17 protein-coding genes are annotated in these 17,539 nt (G+C 71.8%); 3 read left to right on the forward strand and 14 right to left on the reverse strand.

Going from position 1 to position 17,539, the window contains the following annotated elements; translation table 11 throughout:
* Nucleotides 1-154: 154 nt before the first annotated feature.
* On the reverse strand, nucleotides 155-532 hold the full coding sequence (locus AB0D99_RS07935) for a MerR family transcriptional regulator (protein ID WP_362358130.1): 378 nt from the start codon (nucleotides 530-532) through the stop codon (nucleotides 155-157).
* 65 nt (nucleotides 533-597) lie between these two features.
* Here AB0D99_RS07935 and AB0D99_RS07940 point away from each other — a divergent pair, with 65 nt between their 5' ends.
* Entirely contained in the window at nucleotides 598-1,713 is a 1,116-nt protein-coding gene (locus AB0D99_RS07940; RefSeq protein ID WP_362358131.1) for an alkene reductase, read from the forward strand.
* Between the two features lie 155 nt (nucleotides 1,714-1,868).
* Here AB0D99_RS07940 and AB0D99_RS07945 read toward each other — a convergent pair whose 3' ends face one another.
* The 13 genes from AB0D99_RS07945 to AB0D99_RS08005 form a co-directional block, all read right to left on the reverse strand.
* The gene (locus tag AB0D99_RS07945; RefSeq protein ID WP_362358168.1) at nucleotides 1,869-3,104 is read right to left on the reverse strand and encodes a polysaccharide lyase family 1 protein; all 1,236 of its coding nucleotides are present in this window, start codon (nucleotides 3,102-3,104) and stop codon (nucleotides 1,869-1,871) included.
* A 44-nt stretch (nucleotides 3,105-3,148) separates the two neighbouring features.
* A complete protein-coding gene (locus tag AB0D99_RS07950; protein WP_362358132.1) occupies nucleotides 3,149-3,286 on the reverse strand; it encodes a hypothetical protein in 138 nt (45 codons plus the stop codon).
* Nucleotides 3,283-4,623, reverse strand: a complete 1,341-nt coding sequence (locus tag AB0D99_RS07955; protein WP_362358133.1) for a sugar ABC transporter substrate-binding protein — start codon at nucleotides 4,621-4,623, stop codon at nucleotides 3,283-3,285. The genes AB0D99_RS07950 and AB0D99_RS07955 overlap by 4 nt, the downstream gene beginning before the upstream one ends.
* Nucleotides 4,624-4,662: 39 nt before the next feature.
* The gene (locus AB0D99_RS07960) at nucleotides 4,663-6,111 is read right to left on the reverse strand and encodes a family 43 glycosylhydrolase (protein ID WP_362358134.1); all 1,449 of its coding nucleotides are present in this window, start codon (nucleotides 6,109-6,111) and stop codon (nucleotides 4,663-4,665) included.
* Nucleotides 6,108-6,947, reverse strand: coding sequence for a PmoA family protein (locus tag AB0D99_RS07965; RefSeq protein ID WP_362358135.1), 840 nt, complete (start codon nucleotides 6,945-6,947; stop codon nucleotides 6,108-6,110). The genes AB0D99_RS07960 and AB0D99_RS07965 overlap by 4 nt, the downstream gene beginning before the upstream one ends.
* Nucleotides 6,944-8,107, reverse strand: a complete 1,164-nt coding sequence (locus tag AB0D99_RS07970; RefSeq protein ID WP_362358136.1) for a Gfo/Idh/MocA family oxidoreductase — start codon at nucleotides 8,105-8,107, stop codon at nucleotides 6,944-6,946. The genes AB0D99_RS07965 and AB0D99_RS07970 overlap by 4 nt, the downstream gene beginning before the upstream one ends.
* A complete protein-coding gene (locus tag AB0D99_RS07975; protein WP_362358169.1) occupies nucleotides 8,104-8,937 on the reverse strand; it encodes a carbohydrate ABC transporter permease in 834 nt (277 codons plus the stop codon). The genes AB0D99_RS07970 and AB0D99_RS07975 overlap by 4 nt, the downstream gene beginning before the upstream one ends.
* Before the next feature lie 77 nt (nucleotides 8,938-9,014).
* A complete protein-coding gene (locus AB0D99_RS07980) occupies nucleotides 9,015-9,953 on the reverse strand; it encodes a sugar ABC transporter permease (RefSeq protein ID WP_362358137.1) in 939 nt (312 codons plus the stop codon).
* Between the two features lie 91 nt (nucleotides 9,954-10,044).
* Nucleotides 10,045-11,766, reverse strand: coding sequence for an L-arabinonate dehydratase (araD, locus tag AB0D99_RS07985; protein ID WP_362358138.1), 1,722 nt, complete (start codon nucleotides 11,764-11,766; stop codon nucleotides 10,045-10,047).
* Complete coding sequence (locus tag AB0D99_RS07990; RefSeq protein WP_362358139.1) at nucleotides 11,763-12,671, reverse strand: dihydrodipicolinate synthase family protein; 909 nt, start codon at nucleotides 12,669-12,671, stop codon at nucleotides 11,763-11,765. The genes araD and AB0D99_RS07990 overlap by 4 nt, the downstream gene beginning before the upstream one ends.
* Nucleotides 12,668-13,309 (reverse strand): GntR family transcriptional regulator, encoded by a 642-nt coding sequence (locus AB0D99_RS07995; RefSeq protein ID WP_362358140.1) that lies wholly within the window; start codon nucleotides 13,307-13,309, stop codon nucleotides 12,668-12,670. The genes AB0D99_RS07990 and AB0D99_RS07995 overlap by 4 nt, the downstream gene beginning before the upstream one ends.
* A gap of 225 nt (nucleotides 13,310-13,534) precedes the next feature.
* On the reverse strand, nucleotides 13,535-14,461 hold the full coding sequence (locus AB0D99_RS08000; protein ID WP_362358141.1) for a universal stress protein: 927 nt from the start codon (nucleotides 14,459-14,461) through the stop codon (nucleotides 13,535-13,537).
* A 104-nt stretch (nucleotides 14,462-14,565) separates the two neighbouring features.
* On the reverse strand, nucleotides 14,566-15,465 hold the full coding sequence (locus AB0D99_RS08005; RefSeq protein ID WP_362358142.1) for an Lrp/AsnC family transcriptional regulator: 900 nt from the start codon (nucleotides 15,463-15,465) through the stop codon (nucleotides 14,566-14,568).
* 208 nt (nucleotides 15,466-15,673) lie between these two features.
* Here AB0D99_RS08005 and AB0D99_RS08010 point away from each other — a divergent pair, with 208 nt between their 5' ends.
* Both AB0D99_RS08010 and AB0D99_RS08015 read left to right on the forward strand, forming a co-directional pair.
* A complete protein-coding gene (locus tag AB0D99_RS08010; RefSeq protein ID WP_362358143.1) occupies nucleotides 15,674-16,729 on the forward strand; it encodes a C-terminal binding protein in 1,056 nt (351 codons plus the stop codon).
* Entirely contained in the window at nucleotides 16,726-17,493 is a 768-nt protein-coding gene (locus AB0D99_RS08015; RefSeq protein ID WP_362358144.1) for a class II aldolase/adducin family protein, read from the forward strand. Before AB0D99_RS08010 ends, AB0D99_RS08015 begins: the two co-directional genes overlap by 4 nt.
* Nucleotides 17,494-17,539: the final 46 nt, after the last annotated feature.

Here is a 17,539-nt window from a genome sequence, read left to right on the forward strand (position 1 = left end):
GTAGATCTCAAGGCCATGAGCTGCGGTTCTTCAGTCCGTCTCAGGCCCCCCCACGACGGCAACGCCACCGTCGACATCAACCGCCCTGCGTTCACCGCCGACAGAAACCGCCGCAGTCACCGCCGACAGAAACCGCCGCAGTCACCGCCGAGACTCACGCCGTCCCCGGCCGCACACCTCCCGCGGCCAGTTCGATCACCTCGTCGAGGACGCCGCGGGAGCGCACCAGATCCGCGATCATCGCGTCGATCCGCTCGCGCTCCGTGGTCAGTTCCTCGGCGAGAGCCGGGGTCGCGAGCTCGCTCGGGCCGCCGTCCGCATCCCGCATGCAGGGCAGCAGTCGGGCGATCTTGCGGCTGTGCAGTCCGGCCGCGTACAGAGCCTGGATGAGGACCACCCGGTCGACCGCCTGCTCCAGGTAGTCGCGATGACCGCCCGGGGTGCGGTCCGAGGCGAGCAGCCCCTGCTTCTCGTAGTAACGCAGCGAGCGCTCACTCACGCCGGTCCTTGCGGCCAGTTCACCGATGCGCATCTCCACCCCGCCTGCCGCCCGAGGGACTTGAATCTGACACTAATGTCAACTTCTACGGTACCCCCATGACGAACTCACTCTTCACCCAGGCCCGCATCGGCACCCTCGACCTTCCGAACCGCCTGGTCATGGCTCCGCTCACCCGCAACCGCGCTCAGTCCGACGGTGTTCCGTCCGACCTGATGGTGCGGCACTACGCCGACCGCGCCTCGGCCGGCCTGATCATCGCCGAGGGCACCACACCCAACGCCGTCGGACAGACCTACCCGAACATTCCCGGCATCCACACCGACGCCCAGGAGGCGGGCTGGCGCCGGGTGACCGAAGCGGTGCGGGCACGGGGCGGGCGGATGTTCCTGCAGCTGCAGCACGGCGGCCGCAACGGACACCCCGACACCAGCGGACACACCCCTCTCGCGCCATCCGCGATCGCGCTCCCCGAGGATGTGGAGACTCCTTCCGGACCCCAACCCGCTCCCGTCCCGCAGGAGATGACAACGGAGGACATTCGCGCCACCATCGCCGATTTCGCCGCGGCCGCCCGCCGCGCCGTCGCCGCCGGCTTCGAAGGTGTCGAGGTCCACGGCGCCAACGGACAACTGCTGCACCAGTTCCTCGCCGAGAACACCAACCGCCGTACGGACGGCTACGGAGGCTCTTCCGGACAGCGCGTCCGGTTCGCCGTCGAGGTGGTCCGCGCGGTCGCCGAAGCCATCGGGCCCGAGCGGGTAGGGCTTCGGATCTCCCCCGACGTGACGGTGAACGGGATGGCCGAGGGCGATACGCACGCGATCTACCGGGCGCTCGTCGCGGCGCTGGCCGACGACGGACTCGCGTATCTGCACCTCGTGTACGCGGACAAGGACCCGGAGCTGTTCCGGGAGCTGCGCCGGCTGTGGCCGGGAACGCTGATCGGCAACCCGGTGCTCACCCGTGAGGACGTCGCCACCGACGGTGGGCTCCGCAAGGGCGAGGCGCTGCGCGCGGCCGGCGCCGATCTGGTCTCGCTGGGCCGGGCCTTCCTCGCCAACCCCGATCTGGTCGAGCGGCTCCGGGCCGGTGCGCCGCTGAACCTCGTGCGCGACAAGTACCTGATGTACACGGGCGGTGCGACGGGCTACAACGACTACCCGGCACTCCCCGGAGCCGCTGCCCTCCGACCACGAGCCGTCGCTGTCTGACACGCGACCCTCCGCCACCGGCCGGAACCATGGCCACGCGCTCCCGCGCGGGAAGCGCGCCAGGAAGAGGGCGTACGGAGGGAGGCGAGGCGACGGCGCCGGGCGGTCCGCGGCAGCGTCGCCTCGCCTCCGGCAGGACGACCGGGTCGGTCCCGTCAGCGGATCCGGCCCGCACCGGCGCGGCGGTCGATCAGACCCGGCAGCGCACTCGGGGCGTCGACCCGGGTGCGCAGCACCGGAGTCCAGCCCGCTCCGTCGCGCAGGATCTCGTCGGGGAACTCCGCGTTGTGGACCGCGAGCAGATCGACGGGCCGGCCGTTGACGACATTGCCCGCCGTCGTGACCGGGGCGTCCTTCCACTTCTTCAGGATGGTCCCCACGGCGACGCCCTGCGGCACCGTGAACGCGTTCCTCTCCGCGACGAGCTGGGACTCCTGGCCGATGCCGAGGCTGTACGCGTAGCCGGAGGCCGGCACCACGAAGTGGTTGTTGTACGCGTCGACCTTGCCGAAGCGGACCCGGGGAGCCCGCTCGATCACGTTCCTGAAGAGGTTGTGGTGCAGGGTCACCCGCAGCCTGTCGCGGTCGGTGGCTCCCGCGCTGTCGCTGTTGCCGATCATCAGCGTCTTGTCGTGATCGGCGAAGACGTTCCAGGACACGGTCACCAGATCCGCGCCCCGCACGATGTCCAGCTCGCCGTCGTGCTGCTGGTACACCTCGCCGTAGTACCTCGGCAGCGAACTGTCCGGGTGCGCGCCGTCGGTGAACGTGTTGTGGTCGATCCAGACGTGCGTGGAGCCGTACACGACCATGCTGTCGTACTCCGAGTTCCACGCACCGGTCGCACCGTCGGTGGGGTCCCACTGCGGGAAGCAGTCGAGCGGGCTCTCCAGGGTCAGATTCCGGATCACCACGTTGTCGACGCCCTGGATCTGCAGGCTGCCGCCGACGATCCCGGCCCTGGCGCCGACCCCGACGAGGGTGGTGTTCGCGGGGACGTACGCCTTGATCGCCTCGCCCTGCCTGGTGGCGGAGGCCGCCCGCAGATCCTCCTGCGGGCCGCTCACCGGTGTGTCGTGGCCCCAGACCGCCGGGTCGAAGTCCGCGAGATAGCGGGCGAAGTCGTAGCCCGGGGCCTCGAAGGCCGAGCATCCCGCCGCCGTCGCGTTCAGCGTTCCGACGACCTTCACGATCCTCGGCGCGGTCCCCGGTACGGCGAGCGCGGCACGGAGCTGCTCCCAGGTCCTGACCGTGAAGACCCGTGAGGCATCGGCCGCCGCCCCGCCGCTCGTCCCCGCGCCCTCCGCCGCCCAGCCGTCCCCGGCCGGCAGGGTCTGACGGGCCGGATCGCCCGCCGCCCGCGCGATGCCGGTGGGACCGGTGACGCCCAGGACGAGCGCGGTCGCGCCCGTCAGCCAGAGGCACTTGTGTCGTCTCACGTGCGGCTCTCCTCGGAATCGGGCCGGGTGGTCCACTCGGTGGGGATCTCTTCGTCGACACGGCGCGTGTCGCGCGGGGTGGGCACCCGCTGACGCGGCAGCCCGGCCGTGACCGGCAGGCGGGTGTCGGTCACCTGTTCTGCGCCTTCCACTCGGCCTGCGCCGTGTTCAGCTGCTCGGCCAGGCCGTCCAGGAACTCCTTGGCGGAGGTCTTGCCGAGCAGGACCTTCTGGAACCCGGGCTCGTTGTCGGCCTTGGAGATGGTGTTCCAGTCGGGCAGGTAGTACGGCAGCTCGACGATGGTCGCCTTCCCGCTGAACAGGACCTCGGCGGCCAGCTTCGTCGGCTCGGCCCGCTGGATCCAGGCGTCCTTGGCGGCGTCGGTGTGGGCGGGTATCGCGCCCGCGGACTCGTTCCACTTGCTGTTCGAGGCATGCGAGGCCGCGAACTCGATGAACCTCCAGGCCGCCGCCTTGTTCCTGCTGGACGAGAACAGGCCCAGACCGTCCACGGGGTTGGACACCATGACCCGGGCGCCGTCGTCGGTCGTCGGGTTCGGGATGCCCCGGAACTTCCCGGTGCCCAGCGCCTTCACATGGTCCTGGTACGAGCCCAGGTTGTGGTTGAGCATGCCGATCTCGCCGCTGTCCCACTGGGCGACCATCTTGGTGAAATCGTTGTTGACGTCCGCCGCGGGAGTGTTCTTCCTGAACAGCCCCACGTACTTCTCCAGCGCCGCCACGTTCTTCGGATCGTTGACGGTGGTCCTGTCGCCGTTCCAGAAGTCGGTGATCCCGCTCTGGCCGTACATGGCGTCCAGCGCCTGGGCGATCGAACCGGCGCCGCCGCGGATCGTGTAGCCGAACCTGTTCTTGTCCTTGGCGGTCAGCTTGTCGGCCGCCGCGTAGAACTTCGACCAGGTGTCGGGCTCCTCCAGACCGGCCGCCGCGAACAGGTCGGTGCGGTAGTAGAGGACGCCGTTGCTGGCGGAGGTCGGGACCGTGAAGAGCGTGTCCCGGCCGCCCGCGGACTTCACGCTCGCGACCATGCCCGCGTTGAGCTTGCCGTCGAGCGGGCTGGAGGCGAGGCGCGCGTCGAGCGGCTCCAGCGCGTTCTGCGCGGCGATCCCGGCGAGCATCGCCGCGCCGACACCGCCGACGTCCGGCAGGCCGCCGCCCTGGATGGCGGTGTCGTACTTCGACTGGACCTCCTTGGCGGCGATCCCGACGTACTCGACGTCGATGTCCGGGTTCGCCTTCTCGAAGTCCGCGATGATCTCCTTCCAGACGTCGGTGCGGACCCCGCCGTTGTTGTCCCAGAAGGTGATCTTTCCCTTGCCGGATCCCTCGGTGCCCTTGTCGCCGGCCGCGCCGCTGCCGTCGTCACCGCAGGCGGTGGCGGTCAGGGCGAGGACGGTCGACAGGGCCAGGGCAGAGGCGGCTCTGCGCCGGCCGCCGCGGAAGATGGTCATCGTCGGCTCTCTTCTCTTCGGATGTCGTGCGGTGTGGGTTCAGGAGGGGGAGGAGATACGGAACGAGGTGAAGGTGCCCGTGCCCGCCGGGCCGCCCGCACCGGGCGGAGCGGCGGCGAACAGACCGAGCAGGGCGCCGACCCAGCGCCAGGGCGTCGCGGCGAAGACCCGTCCGACCGGAGCGAAGCCGCCAGGAGATCCGGGGCGGTCGTCGACGGCGTACCAGAACCTGCAGCGAGCGCCCCGCAGCAGCTCGATCCGCAGCCTCACGCGACCGCCGGGGACGGCAAGGGGCGGCGCCGCGTCCCGTTCGCGGTCGGCATGGGGCGGTGTGAAACGGTGCGTGAGGCGGACCGTGCCGTCCGCCTCACGGCACAGCCCGATCCAGCTGTAGGCGTCGCCGAGCACCACGAGGCCGGCCCGGGCTCCGGGCTCCTCGCTGTCGAGCCACAGCCCGACCTCCACGGTGCAGGGGCGCGCGGGCAGCCGTTGGGTCAGGACGTGCGGCACCGTCCGCAGGTCGTCGATCCCCTCCGTACGACCGCAGTTCAGCCGCAGGCCGTCGCCGCCGTGCTGCGAGGCCCAGCCGTCCCGGGGGTTGGCGGTCCACTGCCACTGGCGCCCGAACCGCCCGCCCGGGAAGTCGTCGTCGACCGCGGGCGCCGAGCGCGGCTGCGGAGGCAGAGCGGGTTTGGCGTGGACGAGGACGGGGGAGCCCGCGTCCCCGAGCACGGGCCAGCCGTCCTCGTCCCAGCGCATCGGCTGAAGGTGGACGAGGCGCCCGTACGCCCCGCACTGCTGGAAGTGCACGAACCAGTCCTCGCCACCCGGGGTGCGCACCCAGCCGCCCTGGTGCGGGCCGTTGACGTCGGTGTCCCCCTGTTCGAGGACGACCCGCTCCTCGTACGGGCCGAGGAAGTGGCGGGACCGCAGCGCGCCCTGCCAGCCGGTCGCCACGCCGCCGGCCGGGGCGAGGATCCAGAACCAGCCGTCGTGGCGGTACAGCTTGGGTCCTTCGAGCGTGAACCACCCCGGGATCGTGTCCGCGTCGACGATCGTCCTGCCCTCGTCGAGGAGGGCGCTGCCGTCGGGGCTCATCCGATGGCCCGTCAGCCGGTTGCCGATCCCCGAGCGGGACCTCGCCCAGCCGTGCACGAGATGGGCGGCGCCGGTCTCCTCGTCCCACAGCGGACACGGGTCGATCAGTCCGCGGCCGGCCTTGACCAGCTGGGGTGCGCTCCACCGTCCGCGTACGGAAGGCGAGTTGGTCTGCCAGATGCCGTGGTCCGGGTCGCCCCAGAAGATCCAGAACCGGTCGTCGTGGTGGCGCAGCGAGGGTGCCCACACACCGCCGTCATGACGGGGCGAGGCGTACGCGGCCTCCGGCGGGAGCCGGTCCAGGGCGTGCCCGACGAGCGTCCAGTTGACCAGGTCGCGGGAGTGCAGGAGAGGAAGGCCGGGCGCCCGGCCGAAGCTGGAGGCGGTCACGCCGTCACCGCCTTGCGGACCAGGGCCGCGGCGGCGTCCCGGTCGAGCCGTCCGTCGGCGACGACGGTCACCACCCGCCGTACCACCGCCGCACCCGCGGCGACCGTCAGCCTTCCCGCGGAGGCGAGGGAGGAGCCCACGCCCGGATACGCGGCGGCCCGCACGAACCAGGGGTCGCGCCGGGTCTCCGTCGTGGCTCCGGCGAAGACCAGTGTCCACCCCCGGCCCGCCAGCGCCACCCACTCCGCGGGCCGCCCATGGACGGACGTCTCCCCGTCCGCGTCCGCGCCGAACACCTCGGGGGGAGCGATCTCCAGGGGAGCCCGCCAGAAGAAGCCGCCGTAGGCCGCGCCGGGCCGCCCGTTGGTGGCCGGGCTTCCGACGGACAGCTCCTCGCCCGACACGTTGGCGAGGGAGAAGGTGAGGTCGAGCGCCCACGAGGAGTCGGTGAGCGCGGTCGCCGAGACGGTCCGGTGCTCCCGCAGCAGCGCGCGCCCGCCGGCCGTCCAGCTCAGCTCCTCGACGAAGCCGTCGGGGTCGCGGAGCTTGAACCCCTCGTGCCGCTGGACACCGTGGTTGTCGAGCGCGACCGGCCCCTGGTCGCGCACGAACGTGCGCCCTCCCCAGAAGTTGAACCCGGCGACGTCCGCGACGGCGACGCCCGCCCCCAGGTGGTGCGGATGGTCGGCGGGCAGCCGCTCGGTGACCGTGACACCCGCGAGGGTGGACACGGGGTGGAGATGGGGGCGGGGGGAGTGGCCGGGAGCGAGGTCGGCATGCAGGACGTAGCGGGCGACGGCACGGCCGGCGCAGCGCAGCACCGTGGGTGGGTTCATCGGGCATCCGCCTTCGGGGTCAGGGACCAAGGGGGAGCGAGCTCGGAGTAGAGGCTGAGGGTGTCGGCGCTCGCGGCGACGAGCCCGTCGACGCCGGACACCACCCGGCGGGACGCGCCCTCGCCGGGCTCCGTGCGCCAGCAGTCGCCCGGAAGCTCCACGGGATCGGGCGCGGTGCGGATCGCCTCGACGACCCGCATGAACGCCCCGGTCTCCTCGGGCGGCACGGACAACGCCTCGCCGTGGGTCACATGCGCGACCAGGTTCTCCAGCAGATCGGTGCGGCCGTACACCGTCTCCACCGGGCCGTGCCCGCCGCGCTGGAGCAGGACGCGGTCGTCCTTGTACCAGAGCGTGATCCGGCCCCGGGTGCCGTGGACGATCACATACGGCTCGGAGGCGGTCTCGGCGCAGAGTGTCGCCGCGACCGTGACCCGGGTGCCCCGCGCGGTGACGATCCGGACGCTGGAGGTGTCGTCGGACTCGATGGCGTTCGCGCGCAGCAGTTCCGTCTCGATGTGAGCGACGTCCTCCTCCCGCGCGCTGTCGGCCAGGGCGAGCGCCGTCGCGACGGCGTGGGCGAGCGGGTTGGTCAGCGCCCCGTCGACCACGTCCACGCCGTCGAGACGGCGGTGCCCCGCCCAGGGAGCACGCCGGAAGTACGCCTCGTCCCGCACCCACGCCCCGGCTCCGCCGACGCCCAGGAGCTCGCCGACGGCGCCCTCCTCGACGAGTCGGCGGATCGCGGGCACGGCGTGGGAGCCGAGCGACTGGAAGCCGATCTGGCAGGCCACCCCGGCCTTCGCGACCCCGTCCGCCATGCGCCGGAACTCGGCGAACGAGGGCGCCGGCGGCTTCTCCAGCAGTACATGGGCCCCGTGGCGGGCCGCGACGAGCGCGAGTGCGGTGTGCGTGGGGATCGGTGTGCAGATGACGGCGATCCGTGCTCCGGTGGAGGCGAGCAGCGCGTCGAGGTCGGCCGACTGCTCCGGCCTGCCGAAGCCGTCCAGTTCCTCGGCGTCGAGCGGCCGCAGCTCGCAGACGCCGACGAGGCGCACCCGGCCGAGTCGTGCGAGCCGGCCGATGTTGACCAGGTGCGAGCGGCCGTGGCCGCGGGCTCCCGCGAGGACCACGGGTAGCGGGGCGGGTACGGCGCTCACCCCTTCACCGCCCCCGCGCTGAAGCCGGTGACCAGCCACTTCTGGATGAAGCCGAAGACGATCACGACCGGCACCGCCGCGATCACACCACCGGCGGCGAGCGCTCCGAGGTCGACGCTGTCGGCACCCATCAGGGTGTTGAGGCCGACCGGGATGGTCTGCTTGTCCTGGCTGCTGAGGAACATCAGGGCGAAGAGGAAGTGGTTCCAGGAGTGGACGAAGGCGAAGGAGCCGACGGCCACCAGGCCCGGCCGCAGCAGCGGGAGCACGACGATGCGGAAGGCGGTGAACCGGCTGCAGCCGTCCACCCAGGCGGCCTCTTCGAGCGAGTACGGCACGTTCTTGATGAAGCCGCTGATGAGGATCATCGACAGCGGGAGCTGGAAGACGGTCTCGGCGATGATGACGCTGCCGAGCGAGTTGATCATCCGCAATTCGGCGAAGATCTGGAAGAGCGGTACGAGCAGCAGCGCGCCCGGCACGAACTGGGAGCACAGCAGTGCCAGCATGAAGCCCTGTTTGAGCCGGAAGTCGAAGCGGGCCAGGGCGTAGCCGCCGGCCAGCGCGACGACGGTGGTGGTCACCAGGGTGGCCAGGCCGATGAGCAGGCTGTTCTGGAAGAAGGTCGCGAAGCTGCGTTCGTTCCACACCTTCTCGAAGTGCTCGGTCGTCATCGGCCAGGGCACCAGCGAGGTGGAGCCGGCCGGGCGGACCGCGAAGAGCAGGACCCAGTAGAAGGGGACGAGGGTGAAGAGCAGGTAGACGCCGAGCGGGAGGTAGATCTGCCAGCGGGGGACCTCGTCCCAGGCGCGCCGCCGCTTCCGGCTCACGGACGGGGGCGCGGCCGGCGGCTCCGGTGGCCCGGCCGTGGGCCGTACGGCGGTGTCGGGGGTGGTGTCCTGGACGATCACGTGCTCTCGCCTCCGAACTTGCTCAGGCGCAGATAGACCATCGAGCAGAAGAGAAGGATCACGAAGGCCACCGTCGTGAGGGCGGAGGCGTAGCCGAAGTTGTGGGCGTCCACACTGGTGTTGGCGATGTACAGCGGCAGCGTGGTCGTCTCGCCCGCGGGACCGCCGCCCGTCAGGGTGTAGAGCAGGTCGACGTTGTTGAACTCCCAGACCGCCCGCAGCAGCGTGGACAGGATGATGGCGTCCTTCAGGTGCGGCAGGGTGATGTGGAAGAACTGCCGCAGCCGGCCCGCGCCGTCGACCTCCGCCGCCTCGTACAGGTCCTTCGGGACGGACTGGAGGTCGGCGAGGATGAGGATCGCGAAGAAGGGGACGCCGCGCCACAGGTCGGCGACGACCACCGCGGGGAAGACCGTGGCGGTGTCGGACAGCCAGGACGTGCCGTACTCCCCGATGCCCAGGTCCGCGAGGTAACGCGTGATGCCCGTCTGGGAGTTGTACAGCAGCACCCAGATCGCGGAGGTCAGCACCCCGGAGACGGCCCAGGGGGAGAAGACCAGGGCCCGCCCCAGCGCCCGTCCCACGAACGTCTGGTTGACGATCAGGGCGAGCGCGAGCCCGAACAGCAGCTGGAGGGTCACCTCGACGGCGACCCACTTCAGCGAGAAGGTCAGCGTTCCCCAGAAATGCGGGTCCTCGGTGAAGACGCGCGTGAAGTTGTCGAGGCCCGCGTAGCCGTTCCGCCACGGCTTGGTGGGGTTGTAGTGCTGGAGGCTGTAATAGAAGACGCTGAGCACCGGGTAGGCGATGAAGCCCAGCATCAGCAGCCCCGCGGGGGCGATCAGGAGGTACGGCAGCCGGCGCGGCGTCGCCCCCGTGCGGCGTCGCCCGGGTGCCTCGGCGGCCCGGGGTGGTGAGGTCACAGCTGAGGCCATGACGGCGGCTCCGATCTCGGCGTGAAGCGCTTCACGGATGGTGTTCGAGGTACCGAACGGGCAGGTGCGGACGCGGGGTGGTCCGCAGGGATCAGCCGGCGTAGGGGTCCGGGGTCGTCCCGGGCCTGGCCAGGAACGCGAAGTCGCAGCCCGTGTCGGCCTGGGAGATCTGCTCCATGTAGAGCGCGCCGTAGCCACGCTCGTACCGCGCCGGCGGAGGCGTCCACGCCCGACGGCGCTGCTCCAGCTCCTCGTCGGAGACCTCCAGACGGAGCGTCCTCGCCTCGACGTCGAGCGTGATGACGTCCCCCGTGCGCACGAGCGCGAGCGGCCCGCCGACATACGACTCGGGGGCGACGTGCAGCACGCACGCGCCGTAACTCGTACCGCTCATACGGGCGTCGGAGATCCGCACCATGTCGCGCACCCCCTGCTCCAGGAGATGCCGGGGGATCGGCAGCATGCCGTACTCCGGCATCCCCGGACCGCCCTTCGGGCCGGCTCCGCGCAGGACCAGCACATGGTCGGCGGTGATACCGAGCGCCGGGTCGTCGATGGTCCGCTGCATCGTGCGGTAGTCGTCGAAGACCACCGCCGGACCCGTGTGCTTCAACAGACGCGGCTCGGCGGCGATGTGCTTGATGACCGCCCCGTCGGGGCACAGGTTGCCGCGGAGCACCGCGACCCCGCCCTCGGCCGCGAGCGGCCGTTCCCGCACCCGGATCACCTCGTCGTCGTGCACCAGGGCACCGGCGAGCTGCTCCCGCAGCGTGGTGTGCGCGACCGTCGGCCGGTCGAGATGGAGAAGGTCGGTCAGGCGCGACAGGAAGGCGGGCATCCCGCCGGCGAAGTGGAAGTCCTGCATCACGTACCGCCCGCCGGGCCGGAGGTCGGCGAGCACCGGCACCGTCCGGGCGATCCGGTCGAAGTCGTCCAAGGTGAGCTTCACGCCCGAGCGCCCGGCCATCGCGATCAGATGGATCACCGCGTTGGTCGACCCGCCGAGGGCCAGGACGGCCGCCACCGCGTCCTCGTACGCCTCGCGGGTCAGGATCCGGGACAGCCGCAGGTCCTGCCGGACGAGTTCCACGATCCGCATCCCGGAGGCGGCCGCCATCCGGTCGTGGCCGGAGTCGACCGCCGGGATCGAGGACGCCCCGGGCACCGTCACACCGAGCGTCTCGGCGGCGGCCGTGAGGGTGGACGCCGTCCCCATCGTCATGCAGTGCCCGGGGGAGCGGGCCAGACCGCTCTCCAGCTCGGCCATCTCGCAGTCGCCGATCAGCCCCGCCCGCTTGTCGTCCCAGTACTTCCACATGTCGGTGCCGGACCCGAGGGTCTCGCCGCGCCAGTGGCCCGGCAGCATCGGTCCGGCGGGCAGGAAGACGGTGGGCAGGTCCACACTGGCCGCACCCATCAGCAACGCCGGGGTCGACTTGTCGCACCCGCCCATCAGCACGGCGCCGTCGACCGGGTAGGAGCGCAGCAACTCCTCGGTCTCCAGGGCGAGAAGGTTGCGGTAGAGCATCGGGGTCGGCTTCTGGAAGGTCTCGGAGAGCGTGGAGACCGGGAACTCGAGCGGGAAGCCGCCCGCCTGCCACACCCCTCGCTTCACGGCCTGCGCGCGGTCGCGCAGATGGACGTGACAGGGGTTGATGTCCGACCAGGTGTTGAGAATCGCGACGACCGGCTTGCCGAGGTGCTCCTCGGGGAGATAGCCGAGCTGACGGGTGCGGGCACGGTGGCTGAAGGACCGCAGGCCGTCCGTGCCGTACCACTGGTGGCTGCGCAGCTCCTCGGGTGAACGGCTCATGCCGGCCACCCGGCGGCTATCGCGGCGACCTCGGCCCGCTCGGACTCGGGCAGCTCGCGGGCGGGCGGCCGGACGTCACGGCGGCAGTGCCCGAGGACGGCGAGGGCCTCCTTGACGACCGTGACGTTGTCGGCGCCGGCGTGCGCGGCCCGCAGCTCCTCGAAGCGGCGGATCTGCTCCCACACCTTCATCGCCGCCGGGTAGTCGCCCGCCCGCAGCGCCGTCAGCATCTCCAGGGAGACGGACGGGGCGACATTGACGAGGCCCGAGGTGAACCCCGTCGCGCCGCTCGCGAAGTAGGACGGCGCGTACGGCTCCGCGAGGCCGGCGACCCACACGAAGCGGTCGAGGCCGGCGTCGCGGGAGAAGGCCGCGAAGCGGGAGGCGTCGGGGACGGCGTACTTCACCCCGACGACGTTCGGGCACGCGGCGCCGAGCTCCGCGAGGCGCGCGCCGCCCAGCCGGGCGTTGCGGATGTACGGGACGACACCCAGCTCGGGCACGGCCTCGGCGATCGCCCGGTGGTAGTCGACCCAGCCGCTCTCGGAGACGTACGGATGCACGGGCTGATGGACCATGAGCATCGTCGCGCCCGTCTCGCGGGCATGCCGGGCCGCCTCGATCGCGGTGGGAACGTCGTGCCCGACGCCCACCAGGACCGTGGCCCGGTCGCCCGCCTCCTGGACGGTCAACTCCGTGACGACGAGGCGCTCTTCGGGAGTGAGGGCGTAGAACTCACCCGTGTTGCCGTTCGGGGTGAGCGTCCGCACGCCGGCGTCGAGGAGTCTGCGCAGCAGCCCGCGGTGCGCGTCCGTGTCGAGCGAACCGTCCTCGGCGAAGGGGGTCACCGGTATGGCCACGACATCGGCGAGCGCGGCCTTCATGGACGCGAAGGCCATGGTCACTCACTCTCCTGCGGGAAGGCGCGCTCGACGAACGAGGCGATGTGGTCGTGAACGGCCCGTCCGGCGCCGTCGGCGTCTCCCGCGGCGGCCAGGCGCAGGATCTCCTCGTGCTCCGCGGCCTCCCGCTCCCAGGAGGGGACGGCGGCCCAGGCCACGGTGGAGACGAGCGCGGCCTGGTCGCGCACCTCGTCGAGCATCCGGCCGAGGAGCGGATTGCCGCACGGGACGTACAGCGCGCGGTGGAAGTCCCGGTTGGACAGGGACCGTTCGGCCGGATCCTCGGCCACGGAGGCCCGCCGCAGTGCCTCGCGGGCCGCTTCGAGCGGAGCCGCGGCGGCGACGGTACGCCGCACCGCCTCCGGCTCCAGGAGCAGCCGTACGTCGTACACGGAGCGGGCCATGTCGGCGTCGACCATGCGGACGGTCACGCCCTTGTACTGGCTCATCACCACGAGCCCGCTGCCCGCCAGGGTCTTGAGGGCCTCACGCACCGGTGTCTTCGACACCCCGAAACGAGCCGCGAGTTCGGTCTCGACCAGTGCCTGTCCCGGTCTGAGTCCTCCGGTCAGGATGTCGTGCTTGATCGCCTCCAGGACGTACTGGGTGCGGGAGGGTATCGGGCTCGGGGCGAAGGCCATGGGCGCTCTCAGATCTCGTGTATCGCGTCTCATATATGACGTACGACGTGCGGTGCGCATGAAGTTAGGGCTACCGCTGTGTGTCGTCAATGGGTCGCGCGGCACTTTCGGAAAGCGCTTACTGAGCTGAGCCGTCCAAGCTACGGGCCATCAGAACCCGTCGGTGCGGCCCGCGATGGCCCCGAGCGGAGTCGGGCCGGGAAGTGTGGGTCGGGCGACCCGAGCTCACGACGAGGCGGGAGGGGCGGGTGGCACGACCGCGACCGGGCAGTGGGCGTGGTGCAGGACGGCGTGGGCGACGGAGCCCATGAGCAGCATCTGCATCCGGTGCCTGTGGTGCCGGCCCACGACCACGAGCCCCGCGTTCCGCGACCCCTCGACGAGCCGTCCCGCCGCGTCCGCCGGGACGACGAAGGGGACGACCTCGACCTCCCGGTACCGCTCGGTGAAGGGCCGCAGCCGGTTCTCCTGGTTCCGCGCCGTCTCCTCGACGATCTCCGGGGTCTCGTCCACGGGGATCGGCGGGGGCATCTGGAGTGCGGGCGCCGGGGGCCCCACCAGCATGACCGGCGAGGGTGGGAGCGGAAAGGCCGTCACCACCTCCAGGGCGACGCCTCGTTGCCGGGCGGCGTGGAAGGCGAAGTCGACGACCTCGTCGGAGGTCTCCTCCGGATGGAGGCCGAGCAGGATCCGGCCCGCCTCGGCGCCGCTCTCCAGTGACGCGTCCCGCGCCTCGTGCGGCACGACGACGACAGGGCAGGGCGCATGCGAGGCGAGGGCCCGGCTCGATGAGCCCAGCAGCAGCGTCGCGAACCCGCCGCGCCCCCGGGACCCGGTCACCAGGAGGCGCGCCGTCCTCGCCTCGGTCAGCAGGGCGTCCGGCACGGAGCCGTCGAGCGACTCGTACCGTACGGGGACGTTCGTGCCCTGCTCCTCGATCCACTGGCGGACGCCGTCGACGACGCTGTCGGGGATCTCGGCGGTCTCGCCGAGCGAGGCGATGCGCGCGGCCCCGAGCTGCAGCGCGTCGGAGCGCACATGCGCCACCACGAGCGGAGCATCGAGATCGCGCGCGGTGCTCAGCGCCCACTCCAGGGCGCGGTGGCTGTGCTCGGACCCGTCCACACCGACAACAACGGACTTTGCGCTCATACCGGGATTCATACCATCTGCCCGTGGCGCCACACCGGGACGCGGCGGGGTGGGAGGAGTGTCGGGGCTCGGTGGGAGCGGCGCCTCGGGGGAGTGGGTCGCCGCTACGGCGTCGGCGCACCCAGGTCGTAGCGCTCCTTGACCAGCTCCAGGTGGATCCAGCTCTCCACCGCGCGCACCCCCGGTTCGGCGCGGATGGCGTCGAGGGTCGCCCGCACGGCCCCCAGGGACTCCGCCGTGACGGTGCCGACCAGTTCGGCGCGCCCGAGGCAGGCCGACAGGAAGGTCACCCGCTCCCGTCCGGCGAGCGCTCGTGCCACGGGCTCCCGCGCCCCCTCGACCCGGACGGCGAACCCGCACAGGTATCCGAGGCCCAGCAGTTCGGGGCGTACCAGCGCGAGGACCTTCACCACGCCGCCGTCCAGCAGGCGCAGCGTACGGGCGCGGGTGGCGCCGGGGGACAGGCCGACGCGTTCGGCGAGTTCGGCGAAGGGGAGGCGGCCGTCCCGTTCGAGGGCGTCGAGGATCCGCAGGTCGGTGTCGTCGGGCGTGGCGGCGGTCGGCTCGTCCGCCAGCAGGTAGGGGTCCTTGAGGTGGCGCGTGCCGATCAACGTGTCGACGACCGCGACGCCGGGCACCGAGCGCACCTGCTCGATGGTCCTTTCGAGCGCGTCGAAACCGTCGGTGCGCAGCTCCGTCATGATGGCGCGCGGCCCGGCCGTCAGGCTGACGAAGGGTGCCTCCGGCAGGGCGGCGATCGCGCGGGCCACCGGTTCCGCGGGTCCGTCCACGTCGATCGACAGGTGCGCGGACGCGGTGAGTCCGCGGATCGAGGGGTGGACGACGGCGACGACCCGGACCGCACCCGACTCCAGCAGTCGCCGGACCCTCGCGCGGGTCGCGGGCCGGGACAGGCCGACGCGCTGCGCGAGCGTCTCGTAGGCGAGGCGCCCGTCCTCCTGCAGGGCGCGCACGACGGCCAGGTCGATGGGGTCCAGATCCACCCGCTGATCTCCTCGGCTCGATGGCCCGGGGCGGTGTTCGGGCCCGGGTCCGCAGTCATTCTCGGGTACCGGGGCGAGGCCCGGCCGTGTTCGTGACATGCGTCACGGATATCCGTTGCATCTGTCTGTGGACAGCGTGATCGAATGAATCGTAAGTTCTCTGCATCTTCGACAGACGAATCATCCGCACGAGCGCGAAGGGGGCGGTGTGAACCAGCCCGTCGCCGTTTTCACCGACACCGATGACCTCGACCCCACGCCGGGCGTACGTCTCCTGGAGGAGGCCGGCTTCGAGGTACGCGTCGCCGGCACGCGGGACCCGGACGTCATCGCCGAGGTCGCAGCGGACGCCGTCGCCCTGATCGTCGGCTACGCGCGGATCGACGCCGCGCTGCTCGACCGGCTGCCCGCGCTGCGGATCCTCGCCACGATGTCGGCCGGACACGACATGGTCGACACGGCCGAGGCGCGACGCCGCGGCCTGTGGGTGGCGAACCTCCCCGACGCCGCGACCGAGGACGTGGCCGTCCACGCGCTCGCCTCCACGCTCTCGCTCGTACGCCGCCTCCCGCAGGCCGACGCCGTCGTCCGCACCGGCGGCTGGAACGCCGACTTCGCCCGACAGGCCCACCTGCCGCGCCGCGCGAGCGAACTGACCCTGGGCCTCGTCGGACTCGGCCGGATCGCCCGCTCCTTCGCGGCGCTCGCCGCCCCCGTCTTCGGGCGGATCGCCGCCCACGACCCGCACACCGACCCCGCGCACTGGCCGGCCGGCGTCGCACGGTACGACGACCTCGGTGCCCTCGCCGCGGCGAGCGAGGTGCTCTCCCTGCACGTCCCACTGACCCCGGACACCCGCGGGCTCGTCGACGGAGCGCTCCTCGGGCGGCTGCGCGCGGGCGGCTTCCTCGTCAACGTCGCGCGCGGTGAACTCGTCGACCCGGCCGCCCTGTCGGCGGCCCTCGACTCCGGCCGCCTGGCGGGCGCCGCACTCGACGTCTTCCCCGTGGAACCGCCCGCGGCGGACGACCCGCTGCGCACCCACCCGGGTATCCAGCTCTCCCCCCACAGCGCGTTCCTGTCCGACACCTCGCGCCGCGCCTATGTCCGCGGGCCCGCCGAGAACGTCCTCGCCTGGCACCGCACCGGCCGCCCCCTGACCCCCGTCGTCGACCCGAGCGCCCCCGCCCCCGGCGTCGACCCGAACACTCCGGCCCCCGTCGTCGACCCGACCGCCCCCGCCCCCGAAGGAGCCGCCGCATGACCACCGCAACGCCGACGAGGACCGCGGAGGAGCTGCGGCTGCGCCGTGAACTGGCCGCCGTCTACCGGCTCGTGGCGCACTTCCGGATGACCGACCTGATCTTCACGCACATCTCCCTCCGGCTGCCCGGACCCGAGCACCACTTCCTCATCAACCCCTACGGACTGCTCTTCGAGGAGATCACCGCCTCCAACCTGGTGAAGATCGATCTCGCCGGAAACCCCGTCGAACCGACGCCCCACCCCGTGAACCCGGCCGGCTTCGTCATCCACAGCGCCATCCACGCCGCCCGAACCGACGCGCACTGCGTCCTGCACACCCACACCAAGGCCGGCTGCGCCGTCGCCGCGCAGGCCGGCGGTCTGCTCCCGCTCAACCAGATGTCGATGGAGTTCCACGACCGCGTGGGCTACCACGACTACGAGGGGGTCGCCCTCAACCTGGACGAACAGCGGCGCCTCGTCGCCGACATCGGCACGCACCCGGCGCTGATCCTCAGGAACCACGGCCTGCTGACGGTCGGAGAGAGCGCCGCCCAGGCGTTCCTGCGCATGTACTACCTGGAGCGGGCCTGCGAGATCCAGGTCACCGCCCAGGCCGGCGGCGGCCCCCTGGTGATACCTCCCGCGGAGGTCTGCGAGTACACGGCACGGCAACTCACGGGCGAGGCCACGGCCGATCTCCAGGACGACGACGCCTACGAACTGGCCTGGGCGGCCATGCTGCGGCTGCTGGACCGGACCTGCCCGGACTACAAGGACTGAGGCGGCCGGAGGCGCTCGCGGGCGGCTCGGGCGCCGGTGAGAGGAT

The organism is Streptomyces sp. NPDC047971 (assembly GCF_040653355.1).
GTDB lineage: Bacteria > Actinomycetota > Actinomycetes > Streptomycetales > Streptomycetaceae > Streptomyces.

Bases quoted from the DNA above. Each gene is read 5' to 3' on its own strand.
- AB0D99_RS07940 (WP_362358131.1), top strand. From the start codon at position 598: ATGACGAACTCACTCTTCACCCAGGCCCGCATCGGCACCCTCGACCTT.
- AB0D99_RS07955 (WP_362358133.1), bottom strand. From the start codon at position 4,623: ATGACCATCTTCCGCGGCGGCCGGCGCAGAGCCGCCTCTGCCCTGGCC.
- araD (WP_362358138.1), bottom strand. From the start codon at position 11,766: ATGAGCCGTTCACCCGAGGAGCTGCGCAGCCACCAGTGGTACGGCACG.
- AB0D99_RS08000 (WP_362358141.1), bottom strand. From the start codon at position 14,461: ATGAGCGCAAAGTCCGTTGTTGTCGGTGTGGACGGGTCCGAGCACAGC.
- AB0D99_RS07980 (WP_362358137.1), bottom strand. From the start codon at position 9,953: ATGGCCTCAGCTGTGACCTCACCACCCCGGGCCGCCGAGGCACCCGGG.
- AB0D99_RS08015 (WP_362358144.1), top strand. From the start codon at position 16,726: ATGACCACCGCAACGCCGACGAGGACCGCGGAGGAGCTGCGGCTGCGC.
- AB0D99_RS07995 (WP_362358140.1), bottom strand. From the start codon at position 13,309: ATGGCCTTCGCCCCGAGCCCGATACCCTCCCGCACCCAGTACGTCCTG.
- AB0D99_RS07965 (WP_362358135.1), bottom strand. From the start codon at position 6,947: ATGAACCCACCCACGGTGCTGCGCTGCGCCGGCCGTGCCGTCGCCCGC.
- AB0D99_RS07935 (WP_362358130.1), bottom strand. From the start codon at position 532: ATGCGCATCGGTGAACTGGCCGCAAGGACCGGCGTGAGTGAGCGCTCG.